We start from the raw sequence: 13558 nt of genomic DNA, 5'->3' as shown, positions 1-13558 counted from the left end.
ATTTTTACTTATACTCTGGCGCTTTCTAAAAGATGCTGTTTTGCCAGAAAAATTCTCACATTTTCTGACTCTAAGTTTAAAGCTTTTTCATCATACTCAAGAAGGATAATGGTAAACTTAACTCCCAGCGAGGAGTAAAGGAGAATAGAGTCTTCCATCTCCTTGTTCACAAATGAGGTAATTATAAAAAGCTCACGGAAGTTGTAACTTCTTAAGACCTGATAAAGCAAAGATTCAAAGTATTCGTTTACCTGAATTTTAATGTGTGCAAGGGTTTCGAGAATTTTTAAAAGCTGGTTTTGGTCTTGGGAGGGAAGAAGAATTTCAAGCGGCTGCAAGGTTTCTTCATCTACACCATTACAAACAAAACCAACTGGGATGTGAGCATCCAAGCATTCTTTTGCTAAGCTTGCTGCAATCTTTATTCCAAACTCAATGGCGTTTTTGTTAAAAACCTCTTTTCTTTCATACTCTGAACTTTGGACATTCAAAAGTATCAAAGCATCCCCTGATGAGGTGTATTCGTACTTGTTTACCATCAAAGTATTATACTTTGCAGTTGCATTCCAGTTTATTCTATTGAAAGAATCAAAAGACTGATACTCTCTAATTCCTGCAAAGTGAAATATATCTTCATAATAGTGTCTTTTTACCACAACTTCACCTGAGAGGCTTGAGCGGGGAAGAAAATGTTTTTTCAGGTCCAAAAATGCTGGGTAAATAGTAATGTTGGAATTTACATAGTAACACCTGTCATCTGTTGAAAGACCAAAAAGGTCACCGGTGACAAGATATATTTTGTCAAGCTTATAAAATCCTCTTTTTGTTGCAACAAATCTGTGCCGTCTTACTATTTGCTGATAAGGCAGAAGAAAGAAAATACTGATGTACCTTAGCTTATCTCCCACTACATAATTTTTTGCATTTTCCATGAAAAAGAATGCTGACACTTCAAATTCAGATTTTACCCATGGAAGTGGCAAAATTTTGCCGTTGTATATTCTTTCGACAATGTGAATCTCATCACCTTCAGTTTTTTTGTTCTCTTCAAAGTAGATTTCATACTCAACGTTTTTTAGTCCAAATTTTTTAGTTACGAAAAAATTTAGAGCAAATAATAAAGAGCATATTATAAATAACCAGAAGGTTTCCATACAAATAACCTCGCGCTTTTTTGAATTTATTTCTATTATAACCTAACCATTTGAATATTAAAATTAGAAATTTCTCCAGAGAATTTGTTAGTGATAATATTCCTTCTTAACAAAACTGACCCGAGCATAATTAATTTTTTATTTTAGACCCTTGACTTTTTACCTTGAAAGAAGGTAAAATGAAGTTGGTAATTCAATCTACGGCAGGATTTTATCAAAATCTACCGCTTTGACAACCTCAAAAATTTATGATATAATCAATCTTGCTTGAAAATTCAAAAGGAAAATGTGCCGAAGTGGTGGAACTGGCAGACGCGCTGGACTCAAAACTGCCATAGATGGCACAAAATAACAAATAAGCAGTATGAAGATTTAGAGGCGTTTTTACAATCAGAAAAAGCTACATAGTCGTAGAATGGTAGAAAAACAAAGTAATCAGTCATTTAACACCGAACATAAGGGACACCACCGAGACGCAAAAAATAAGCGTTGAGGTGGTTTTATTATGCCTAAACAACTTAAAGCTAACAATTCAAGTTCAGATTGGGAAGATGTTTTGCAAATATTTTTAGCTTATAAAAAAGCACAAGGCAGAAGCGAAACCACAATTGAAGACTATAAATATCACATCAGTTCATTTTTCAAGCGTTATCCAGATTGTTTTAATGACCCAGAGAAGTTGAGAAAGTGCTTGATTGAATATTTATCGCAGCCTATGAAACCAGTCACTTATAATCTAAGAATGAAAAACTTGAAAGCATTTTTGAATTGGTGTGTTGAAGAGGGCATTATACCGACAAATCCTATTGCCAAATTCAAACCAAGAAAGACGGACGACAGAATTGTTGAAATTGATATTGAGACACTTCAAAAGTTACTCCAATTGCCGAACAGAAAAACTTTTGCTGGTTTGCGTGATTATGCATTGATGTTATTGACGCTTGACACAGGAATAAGACCTAAAGAAGCCTTTTCTTTGCTAAAAGACCATTTTGATTTTAAGAATATGCAAGTTGTAATTCCTTCTGATGTGGCAAAGACAAGAGTATCAAGAGTGCTGCCAATCTCACCAGTAACAGCAAATGCAATTAAAAAACTCATATCTTCAAGGCATCCACAATGGGATGACAGCGTTCCTGTATTTTGTTCAGTTACAGGGAAGCCTTTTAACAGGAGTAGATGGGAAGAAAGAATGAGAATTTATAGTGCTCAATTAGGTGTAAAAATAAAACCATATGACTTAAGGCATATGTTTGCTTTGCTATATCTCAAAAATGGTGGTTATGAATTGAGCTTACAAAAGATAATGGGACATACAACATTGGAAATGACAAAAAAGTATGTCCACTTTACACAGCAAGACTTACAAGATATTCACGCAAAGGCAACACCGATTAACACTTTGCTAAAACAACCCTTAAACAGGGTTGGGAATATAAAAAATCAAAATAAAAAGAAGGGGTGAGTTTAAAGATGTTGTATCATTTTTATGATGAGGAAAGCAAAACAAACTTCTTTGTCGGTTACAGCGACGTGTTTAAAGAAAATCAGGTTGCAGGCGGTGGTTGTTTAATTTTAGAGGAAATGGGCGTCAAAAATGTTTATCTTCAAGTGAACAGAAAAATTGACAGAGACAAAAGAATAAAAGCGTGGTTTAAGCTATTAGAAGGGATTGATAAGGCTTTAGGAGCGTTACCATCACAAAGCAGCATTGTAAGGGTGTATGCCGATGAGGACAAGCTTTCAGGTGTAATTGCAGCGTTTAAAGAAAAAGAAGACGCAGAAGTTGTTATGACATACTGAAAAAAAGTTGTATGCACAGGTTTAAAGCAGTTGTTACAATAAAAAGCAAAGACAACAACTTATGAAGGTAAATCCTGCATTTTTATTATGTATCATGCTATTAATTCAAATGTTTAGCATTGCTAATATTTTGAATACCAAACCTTGTCGGCATATCCAAACGTATGTTCTACTTGACAAATATGGTATAATATTGTATAGAAGGGTAAAAAGTGAACACACAAAATTGAAAAATTAAGCTGCCTCAAAGAGGTTTTATAACTTCTTTGGGCAGCTTTTATTTTTGAAAAACACATGAAAGGAGTTGATTTAAAATGACAAAGTTAGAATATTTGAAAAAACAGCTTAACTTATCATCAGCTAAACTATCTTTGGCAGCGGGTATTAATTACACTTTGTTAACAGCGATTGAAAGAGGCGAAAGGAAAGCATATCCAAAGGTTAAAAAGAGACTGGCAGAGTTTTTCAATGTGCCAGAAGATGAGCTATTTAATGAAGATGGTTCCTTGAAAGAGATTGAAAACAAAATTGCATAAGAAAGGGTGTGTTAATCATGGCATACTTAATAGATTGGTTAGGCAATCAAACTCAAACCAGCAGAAAAAATCAAATTCAAAGCATTATTCAAGACTTTAAGCAAAATCAATTTCTTGCACCAAGACAGCAACAAATAAAAACAGCTATTCAAAATTTTAAGCAAAATCAATCTAACCCAAGCTGGGGACAGTTCAAACTTTTAGACCAGCAATTATCTTTAGCACAGAGTGTTAAACCAACAACTACACCGACGACAAAGACAACAACACCGACAACACCATCATGGGGACAGTTTAAAGTTTTGGATGCACAATTAAATCAACCGACAAGTCCACAGAATTTGAGTTATACGGCGACAACAAACCCATCATGGGGAAGTTTTAAAGTTTTAGACGCACAGCTTAGCAAACAAACACCATCAGCGCAGTCAACACAGGCAACTGCAAAAACAACATCAGTTGCAACACCGACAACAAAACCTTTGTGGTATCAAGACCCATCAAGAAAAGTAACCATCTATGATTTTTCAAGCGGTACACCAAAAGCATTAGGTGAGGGTTATATTGGTCCTGATAACAAGACTTATGTCAATGTAAACGGTCAATGGATATGGGTAAGAGACTTATACCCAAATGCTGATTGGACATGGAATAGAGACCCACAGACAGGCAAAATGTATATTGGCATTGTGCCATATAAGACACCTTCTAATTTAGAAAGCTTATTGCAAGCAATAACACCGACACAGGGATTGTCTCAAGAATTTGCTAAAATACCATCAACAGAAGAATTACAGAAGGAAGCAGAAGCGATATACAATCCGATTTATAATCAAAGGGCACAAGAGATAAAACAGGCTATTGAGCAAGCAAAGTCAAATGTATCAAATCAAATGTTATCAAGAGGACTGGCAAGGTCAAGCTATGCGGTTGACAAAATAGCAGAAGTGGAAGCTCAGGGACAAAAACAATTAGAACAGCTTGATGAAGAAAGAAGAGCACAAATAGCTAATTATATAGCACAGCAAAGAGAGAAAGCAATTGAAAGGGCAATGCAAGCTCAGCAATACAATGCTGAATTGCCATACAGAAACGCACAGATAGCAGCTGCATTGTCTAATGTATTAGGTGCACAACAGCAACAGAAACAGTCAGCACAATTATTCCCAATTCAGAAAGAGACGGCACAGACAGAATTAGCGACAAAACAAACAGCTTTGCAGCAATCCAAGGAATTATTCCCAATCCAGAAGGAAGCTGCACAAACAGAGTTAGCGACAAAGAAATTTGAATTAAATGTCAAAGAACAGATGGCACCAATTGAAATAAAGCAGGCAACAGAGCAGTTAAGGAATATGCAGTTGACCAATGATAAGTTAGCAAAGATGACACCATTAGAATTGCAGCAATTGGATTATCAGATAAAATTGTTAGCTCAAAACTATGAGAAGAATAAACAGATAATTCCATATGAAGTCAAACAGGCTGCATTGGAAGTTGATAAAGCTAAATTGCAAAACGGTATATTGGAACAGGAATTAAAACAGCAGAAGATAAACACAGATACATTGCAGAAGATGTCTCCTTATCAGATAGAAAAGGCTTACTGGGATGTGCAGTTATTGAAACAGCAATATCAGCAGAATAATAAGAAATTCCCATTAGAATTGCAAGCTATTGAGAGTCAGTTATTAACAGAAGCAGTTAGAAGAGCAATTATGAATGATGAGAATTTCAGAAATAATGAGTTATTTAAGGTTGAATTGTCATTGAAAGGTGTTCAATTACAAAAGGCACAAAAAGATTTGGAAGCAGAAATGAACAAAGGGATTATGGATAAAGCTTTAGGTGCTGCCATAACTCAATGTTTAAAAGACATAACCACTAATCAAAAGAAATTACAGGAACAAGCAAAAAACAAGAAAAATAAAAATGCTACTCAACCAGATTTAGCAGTAACACCATGGGAATGGCTTTATCAACCCGCTAAAGACAGCCAAGGCAGAAATATAATAGACTCTAAAACTAAGAAACCAGTTACAAATGGTGAAGTGTTAGCTCAGGCAGGTTTATTACAAGGATTTATAAGCTTTATACAGCAATACAATTCAGGGTTAAGTGATATAGAGAAAATTAAGATTATGTCTTTAGAGTAACCATAATTGAGGAATTCCAAAGGGACGAGTATACAGAAGCATTATCGTTACTTTCTGAAACTTCATAATTCGACAAGATTTGCAGCAAAAATGAAAATTATTTATAACAAAACTTAAACATTATCCACATTTGGCTTTAAGGAATTCTAAAGATATAATATATAGTGTGAGAGACAACAAGGAAACAAGACATATTGTTTTAACATATTTTTTAAAACAATTTTGTTCCCTGTTGCTTTGAAAATTTGGTTGGAATATAATATATTATGGAAAGAAAAAGAAACAACACAATATATAGTGTGGAGTATTAACAACTTACAAGGAAATCTTTTATAATTGAATTAGAAAAACAAAAATTTGGAGGGATATAAAAATGATAAACGAATTTGAAAAAATGACTTACACTCCAAAAGAGGCAGCACAGGTTTTGGGGATTAGTCTTACTACTGTTTTTAAGTTAATTAAGCAAAAAAAGATACCAGTTATCAGAATAGGCAGGAAAGTTTTAATTCCAAAAGCTAAATTAAAAGACTGGATTGATAAAGTGGCACAATAGTTTAATTTGTGGGTGGAGCGGGGCGGGTAAAAAAAATCTGTTTTGCAAAAAACAAAACAGATTAACTCTATTTTTCACGTTTTATCATTAAACTTTATTATCCTCTATTAATTTTAATTTTACTTTATGTTTTTTAAAAAATCAATATGAATTTAATCAAAATTAAAAGAATTAGCATTTACTTTTGTTTTCTCTTTAAAAAATACTAAAGGAGGAACATTAAATGGAAACTATATTAAAAGCTGATACAAGCAACCTACAGTCATTTGAAGCAGAAGAAGCAGTTATAGGTGCTATGCTTCTTAGCAGAGAAGTAATTTCTGATGTTACCGAGATTTTAACAGAAGAAGATTTTGCAATGCCACAGCTTAAAGAGATTTTTTCTGCTATAATGGACCTTTTTGAAGAGGGCAAACCGGTGGATGTCATAACTGTGGCTGAAAGATTGAGAGAGAGAGGAACATTTGATGCAGTTGGAGGAAGTGAGTATCTGACAAGCCTTGTGATAAATACTCCAACAACAGCAAATGCAACATATTATGCAAAGATAATTAAAGAGAAATCACTTTTAAGACAGGGGTTAAACAAATGTGAAGAGTTAACAAAAGCCTATCAAGAGGGTAACATTACACGCATTCAACAGTTATTAGATGATTTATTGAAAATCAAAACCGTTATAGAGTCAGGACAATTTGACAATCTCTTACCAACAATATCATTAGAAAAAGCCTATGAAAAAGAACTAAGTTTAGGAATGAATAAATGGAGAATACACAGACTTTTACCAGCAAAGGGATTGATATTATTATGTGGTAGACCCAAAAAGGGCAAAACAGCAATATTATGCAAAATTATAGCTGGTTTAATATTAGGCAAAAATTGTTTTCAAAGAAATGTGTATCAAGAAAGCGAACCAAAAATTTTGTGGATAACCAATGAGAATACAGCAGAAGAATTAAGAAACTCAATCAAACTTTATGGAGATATTGATACAGATAAATATATCCGAATTATTGATATAGAAAAATTAGAAGCAATTTCTTTGTTTAACATTGACACGATTGTTAACACAGCTAAATATCACAGTTGCAATCTTATCATAATAGAACCTTTAACACTTTTAAATGAAGTAATGCAAGCAGAGAGCAAAAAGAATGCTAACTTTGACCAGGTTTATGGAACCTTAATTAGAATAAGACAAAAGCTAATAAAAGAAAATTTAAGCCTTATAGGTGTAAGACATAGCAAAAAAGGGACTGGTGTTCTTTATAACATGGATGATGTTATAGATAGTCCTATGGGAAGCACAGCTTATCCATCTGCCGCAGATGCAATAATAGGTTTTGGATTGCCACCTAATACAGAAAAAGACACTCAACGTCGTATAATGGCTATAGGTCGTGGAGTTTATCTTGATTATCTTTTAGACTATGACGAAGAACAGGGCTACATAGAGCTTGGTGATTATGAAAACGAAACCAGCAGTATTAAACTATCAGAAAATCAAAGAAAAATTTATGAATATCTTAAAAAAGTTCCAATAGCTAAACCACATGAAATTGCAAAAGAAACAGGAATAAATTTTGATACTGTTAGAACTATATTATACCGATTAACCCAAAGAGGTTTAATTACAAAATCTGACAATGGTTATTCATTGCTTATTTCAAATTCAAATAATGAGACAAAAAATATAAACAAAATTGACACTCACGAAAGAAATGAAAAACATGAAACATTTGAAACAGTTGAAACATATGAAACGTCAAATAAAGTGTTTCAAAATGTTTCAAGAAGTTTGAAACGCTCAGAAGTAGACAAAAATCAAGGCTTAGAGGTAAATAAAAGCAATACCGTTTCAAACGTTTCAAGTGTTTCAAACATTACAGAGGTGAAAGATGATATTAAGAAAACTGTTTGTGTTTATAAGAATTTAAGTTTTGATAAACAGAATGAAAAACAGAATATTAAACATATTATCGGTTTTGATATCCAAAGATTTTATGTATTAAACTTCAGTCTATTAACGACAGAAGATTATAGGGAAGCTGCAAAGCATTATAAATGTGAATGTGGTAATATTCTGGAATATGGCGAGGCTATAGACTGTTTTGTTTGTAAAGTTTGCAGACAGATATATCGTTTAATACCAGGCAGAACATCTGATATTGAAGGAGGCAAACTATTTATTGAGCTCAAAAAATTAGATAAAGAGGCAGTCTAAAAAGGCTGCCTCTATTTTTGAAAAGAGGTGAACAACATGCTTGAAGCGTTGTTAGTTTATATCTTTGTTCTTTTAGCTTTTCTACCAGTTTATTATTTTACAAACGACAAAGGCTTTATACTCTCAATCCAGCACAGTTTGTTTTTATCTTTAGCTGCTATGACTAATACAATCTTTTTGATTGCAGCGATAATAAACATAGCCATTCTATTGGTGTTGTTTTTAATCAGGTATTTAACAGTAACCAGAAAACAAAGGGGGTCTTTGTCATGAGGACAAAAACAAAGAGAAATTATATTGATGAGTGGTATTTTTTCAAGAACGACAAGGGTAAAATTCAATACCATGCTCTTTGTGAGAAATGCCAGAAGAATTGCAAACAGAGTTTTAGAGTGAAGGAAATTCATTGTCCAAAATACATGGAAAAATGACTTTCTAAATTGGAAAGGCAGCATAAAAAAAAGCATTGTTTTAAACACATTTCAGGGTGTTCTAACATGGAACATCCATAAAATGAGAATAAGAGACCACCTTAGTTGTGGTCTCTTTTCTTTTTTATAGCCACTTTGTAGAATTGCATACCCTATCAGCTTGAAATGTGCTTAAAAACTGAATGTGGTAAGGGAAATAAAGGTAGTAACAAAAGCAAAATCAAAAGTTATCAGAAATAATCAAATAAAAATTTAAAAGTAAATTATAGCACAAATTAAGTTTTAAAACTATAAATATTTAAGCAGCAATTATATTCTAAATCAAGCAAAAGTAAAATAATGGAATTCAAGAATTTATTCATATTTTGAATGTTAATCTTTTTGATTGGTTTACTGTTAATTGTGCTAAATGGCTTGAAATTTGAATGATGGCAATTAAAGGCATAAATAAATTGTCCACTGCAAAGAATAAATATGCATTAATTTAGAATAATTATGAAAATCAATTGCCAAAGATAATTTTAGCATAAAAGACTTAAATTAAGTAAGTTGAAAACTGTAAGAAATTAAACTTTAATTAAGAATTAATACAGCTTAATACAAATATTTCTTCTTCTAAACAGAAAATAAGATTTACAGAATTTCAGTTAAAATTTTAAATCCTGGACTTTATTTTACATTGTTCCTTGTGGTCAAAATGTGGTTGTGTCTTATTTTATCCTGTCCGCAGTTTACACGTCAAATCTGTTCTTTGGCTGCTGGTTTTAACTTGACAAATTAGTCATGAGATTTTTAAAAAATGTCTTACGAAAAAAGGGTAAAAAGTCGGTTGATGTTAGATATATCAAGGCTTTTAAGACACAGCTTTTTTACGAAAAAAGTACGAAAAAAGTACGAAAAAAGTCCAAAGGCTTGTCATTTCTATGTTTGTGGCAATTCTCATTGATTTTACAAAGTATACTCCCGATTTTCAGGCTGAAAATCTAAAGTGTATTTGTGATTGTCAAGATTTTAAAATACAGCCTTATAGAGAAGCGAAAATTTGAAAGGTGATATAAAGATATTACCCAGCTATTTTTTGAAGCTTATAAAGGCTTTATATACAAATCTTATTGTGAAAATGGCTTTTATCATAGGTGTATCAAGGTTTTGCAGCAAATCATTTTAAATTAAGCAGTATCAAGGCTTTGACAGGATTTTTTATTTTTGTTTTTAGCTATCTTATAAAGCTATCCCTAACTTATTGAGACCTTAAAACATTTTTGAAATTTCAAAAACCATAGCGAACATATAGCGAACAAAGTTAAGGGTGGTATAAAAATATTACCCATTGAATTTTAAATCTAAAGAAACCGATTTCAAAGAATTTTGTTTTGAAAAATTGTCTTTTAGATTAGAAGTATCAAGGAATAGAAAGCAATTTAATTCTAATCAAGCAATATCAAGACTTTTCAGGTTTTGTTTAAAAGTGGTTTTTGGAAAATGAAATTGAAGTTATAAGGGATAGTTGATTTGACTATTCCTTTTGGTTGGTAAATTGTATATGAGTTATTCAACATTGAGATGGGGCGGTAAGTTGCCGCAGCATTCTAAGTGTTTTAAATATTATGTACGCAAATCTAAGTTTTGTTAGTGGATTGTAAGGGGTCGATAATATGTCGATACCTTAGGAAAGGTGTTTGTGAAAAGTAAAGCTAAAGATTTGATTATTTTATGGGTGTAAAAATGCGACATTTTTGCACAAAATGAGTAACCCTTGATAGGGTGTTAGGTTTACACATCAAAGCCTTGAGAAATGGCTAATTGAGAATGATTTTCAATTAGAAAAACAGGGTCAAAGTGTGTCATTTTGTAACTGGTAAAGAAGGGGATAGGGCAGTTTACAGAACAGAAATTAAATTACATCAAAGACGATTATCGGCATTTGAATAGTCAAAACCATGGTATAGCAAAACAAATAAGGTGGTAATGTAAATTTATGTTTGCACAAAAATATAATTTTGTGCAATGTTAAATTATGGCGCTGTTTAGAGACAAAAGCTTTTGGTTTTAGGAAAGTCTATTCAATGGTTGTGTTATGGGGTTCGAAAGTTGCGAGGTCGTCAATAATGTTTGGATATGTCAAACTACTTTTTCTTTGGTCTTTGCTTGCAAAATAGAATTGATTTCTGGCAGCAATTAAGAAGGAAAGCAAAGCCATGAAGCAGCCAAAAGCAAGGGGTAGGGGGCAAGAATTTAAAGAAGGTTCATTGTTGCGTGCTGCCTTTAGCCGATATTTTAAAGCACAAAATCAAAAGTTATGATAGGGTATTTATAATTAAAGACCACTCACGACAAACAAAATTTCTGTATTGTATAATCCTGAATTTGAGGTTAAACTAATAACGAACAAAGCGTGCTGGATTTTTAAATGTCTTGATTTAGAAACTTTGAAAGTCCAGCACGGTAAATGTGAATATGTAGCCAAATCTTGGTTGGTGTCCCTTGTGTGACAACCTCAAAAATTTATGATATAATCAATCTTGCTTGAAAATTCAAAAGGAAAATGTGCCGAAGTGGTGGAACTGGCAGACGCGCTGGACTCAAAATCCAGTGGCCGCTGAGGCCGTGCGGGTTCGACTCCCGCCTTCGGCACCATAATTATTCGCACATAACCCCTTTTTTAAACCTGTAAGGGTTTGAGAAGGGGGTTTTTTATTTTTGCTTTTTGGAGTTAAAAGTAGATGATAATAGAAAATTAGGATGATGCTTAAATTGAATGTAAATTCATGAGAGTTAACATAATATTCAAATTTTAAAGTTCATTGATTTATTTATAACCAAATTATGCAAAATATTGGACAAAGATAGGAAGAAAAAAGATTGCAAGAAGATGTGTTAAGAGTACTAATCAAAAGGGTATAAATTATTTTGAAAAAATCATTTGAAGTGGAAAGGAGTGAGAAAATGCCGCAAATTGAATGGCTTGACCAGTACTCTGTAGGTGTTGAGTCAATAGACAATCAGCACAAAGAGCTTTTTGAGAGAATAAACAGGCTTTTGGATGCCTGTGCTCAGGGTGAAGGGAAGAAAGTTTTGCCAGAAGTTTTGGACTTTTTGGGCGATTATGTGGTTTTTCATTTTTCAACCGAGGAAAAGTACATGAAAGAGTATCTGTATCCTGAGTATTTGTCTCACAAGAAAGAACACGACAGCTTTGTTGAAACCTACAAAAAATTTCGAGAGGAGATAGAGAAAGAAGGAGCAGGAGTTGCAGCAGTTATAAAGACAAACAGACTTGTTGTCGACTGGCTCAAAAATCATATCCTTGGAACAGATAGAAAACTTGGAGCCTTCTTGAAAGAAAAGATGCCATCTAAATAGATGAATGATTCTTTTAGGAAAAAGCTGTCCACCGCAAGGGTAGACAGCTTTTTGTTTATATGCTAACAAGCTTTTTCTGCTTTGTTCTTCCAATTGAGCTATTGTCTTCTTTTCTATTTCTCAAGCTTTCAACAGGGTGTGGAGCCATCTCCCACCTGTAATCTTCACCTTTTACCATTTTGTGCTTATCAATTACTACATGGCTTGCAACTAAATTTATATCGTGATTTACTTTGTTCTGGAACCAGAAAAATGTGTGATTTTCTGGCAGGTCATTTACGTTTCTCAGGTCTTCTTTGTCAGCTGTGATTTCAACCATCTGGGAAAGAACTTTGCGGACATATTCGCGTGTGTCGTGGAACATCAGAAGATTTGGGAACTGTCCGCCAGGGATGACCTCGCACCAAGATTTGTTCTCATGTTTTTGCAAAAGCTCAGCTGCTTTATGAAGATGTGCAATTTCAGCATCAAGATGCATCTCCCAGATTGATTTTACATTTGAGTCAACCTCAGATTCATAGAATGAGTAATACAGGTAACATTCTGTGTATTCATGCAAAAGAAGACTTTCAAACCATGTGAGTCTCGGGTCAATCAATGAACCATACTGGGTTACGTGTTCTTCTTCCACTAAGGCTATTTCCAGGTAGAGCTGTCTTCCAAGGTCGTTGTAATAAGTGTTACCAATGTTGTTATAAAAATTCATTGTCTGCTGCTCACCGGCTGTTATAATGAAGATGTTTAACTTTGTTCTAATATCTGCCTTTTTGAAATCAACATATCTGCTGACGGTGTCATGAGGATGTCTGTGATGGGCAATTGTCGGTCTGCCTGGTGTTATTTCAACATAGTTTTTTACCAAATTGTTTGCTGGGATATTTGAGTCCATGTCAAGAAGGTTTGCATAACGGTAAAGATGGTCAAAGTCCTCAAGCAGAATAAAATCAAGTGTTTGTTTTACATAAGGGTCAGGTTCATTTTGAGCAAGCCAGGCGGTAAGGTCTACAGCAACATGTTCATATCCAATTGTAGTTTCAAGAGGTGTCTCGTCGATTGGCTTTAACCAGTTGATTTGTTTTTGCTGCATCTGCTCAATTCTTCTCATCATTGCTAAGTCTTTTCTTGTTTGATTGTCAGTGCAGTGACGATGGAGCTGATGAGAAAACATCGAGGCTTCAGCTTCAATTCCGTTCATGAGGATTATTCTTGTCTTTGTGTAAGGGTCAACTTCGTTTTTGCAGTACGACTTGGGGTATATTGTTTTCCAGTCCACGAGAAAATTTTCAATTGGCTTTGGCTTTTCTTCAAATGGGTTGAACACTTTTTTCAAACCTC

At 33.6% G+C, this 13558-nt stretch carries 11 protein-coding genes and 1 tRNA gene; 10 read left to right on the top strand and 2 right to left on the bottom strand.

Going from position 1 to position 13558, the window contains the following annotated elements; genetic code table 11:
- Nucleotides 1-8: 8 nt before the first annotated feature.
- Nucleotides 9-1154 carry a DUF58 domain-containing protein gene (locus tag OTK01_RS11295; protein ID WP_029228978.1) on the bottom strand — a complete coding sequence of 382 codons (1146 nt, stop codon included), beginning with the start codon at nt 1152-1154 and terminating at the stop codon, nt 9-11.
- Between the two features lie 505 nt (nt 1155-1659).
- Here OTK01_RS11295 and OTK01_RS11290 point away from each other — a divergent pair.
- The 10 genes from OTK01_RS11290 (at nt 1660) to OTK01_RS11245 (ending at nt 12223) form a co-directional block, all read left to right on the top strand.
- Nucleotides 1660-2619 (top strand): tyrosine-type recombinase/integrase, encoded by a 960-nt coding sequence (locus OTK01_RS11290; protein ID WP_029228979.1) that lies wholly within the window; start codon nt 1660-1662, stop codon nt 2617-2619.
- A gap of 8 nt (nt 2620-2627) precedes the next feature.
- Nucleotides 2628-2957, top strand: a complete 330-nt coding sequence (locus tag OTK01_RS11285) for a hypothetical protein (RefSeq protein ID WP_029228980.1) — start codon at nt 2628-2630, stop codon at nt 2955-2957.
- 314 nt (nt 2958-3271) lie between these two features.
- Entirely contained in the window at nt 3272-3493 is a 222-nt protein-coding gene (locus tag OTK01_RS11280) for a helix-turn-helix domain-containing protein (protein WP_029228981.1), read from the top strand.
- Nucleotides 3494-3510: 17 nt separating this feature from the next.
- Nucleotides 3511-5649 (top strand): hypothetical protein, encoded by a 2139-nt coding sequence (locus OTK01_RS11275; protein WP_029228982.1) that lies wholly within the window; start codon nt 3511-3513, stop codon nt 5647-5649.
- A gap of 373 nt (nt 5650-6022) precedes the next feature.
- A complete protein-coding gene (locus OTK01_RS11270) occupies nt 6023-6205 on the top strand; it encodes a helix-turn-helix domain-containing protein (RefSeq protein ID WP_014041898.1) in 183 nt (60 codons plus the stop codon).
- 223 nt (nt 6206-6428) lie between these two features.
- Nucleotides 6429-8429, top strand: coding sequence for a DnaB-like helicase N-terminal domain-containing protein (locus OTK01_RS11265; protein WP_029228983.1), 2001 nt, complete (start codon nt 6429-6431; stop codon nt 8427-8429).
- Nucleotides 8430-8465: 36 nt separating this feature from the next.
- On the top strand, nt 8466-8702 hold the full coding sequence (locus OTK01_RS11260; RefSeq protein WP_029228984.1) for a hypothetical protein: 237 nt from the start codon (nt 8466-8468) through the stop codon (nt 8700-8702).
- On the top strand, nt 8699-8860 hold the full coding sequence (locus tag OTK01_RS11255) for a hypothetical protein (RefSeq protein ID WP_167321288.1): 162 nt from the start codon (nt 8699-8701) through the stop codon (nt 8858-8860). Before OTK01_RS11260 ends, OTK01_RS11255 begins: the two co-directional genes overlap by 4 nt.
- A 2549-nt stretch (nt 8861-11409) precedes the next feature.
- Nucleotides 11410-11497, top strand: a tRNA-Leu gene (locus tag OTK01_RS11250).
- Nucleotides 11498-11806: 309 nt separating this feature from the next.
- A complete protein-coding gene (locus OTK01_RS11245; RefSeq protein WP_029228985.1) occupies nt 11807-12223 on the top strand; it encodes a bacteriohemerythrin in 417 nt (138 codons plus the stop codon).
- A 55-nt stretch (nt 12224-12278) separates the two neighbouring features.
- Here the strand turns inward: OTK01_RS11245 and OTK01_RS11240 are convergent, their stop codons facing one another.
- Nucleotides 12279-13544 carry a hypothetical protein gene (locus OTK01_RS11240; protein ID WP_029228986.1) on the bottom strand — a complete coding sequence of 422 codons (1266 nt, stop codon included), beginning with the start codon at nt 13542-13544 and terminating at the stop codon, nt 12279-12281.
- Nucleotides 13545-13558: the final 14 nt, after the last annotated feature.

Origin of the sequence: Caldicellulosiruptor acetigenus, from assembly GCF_026914305.1 — a bacterium.
GTDB classification, from domain to species: domain Bacteria; phylum Bacillota; class Thermoanaerobacteria; order Caldicellulosiruptorales; family Caldicellulosiruptoraceae; genus Caldicellulosiruptor; species Caldicellulosiruptor acetigenus.
The sequence above is the reverse complement of the archived record's forward strand: the minus strand, read 5'-3'. Positions and strand labels throughout refer to the sequence as shown.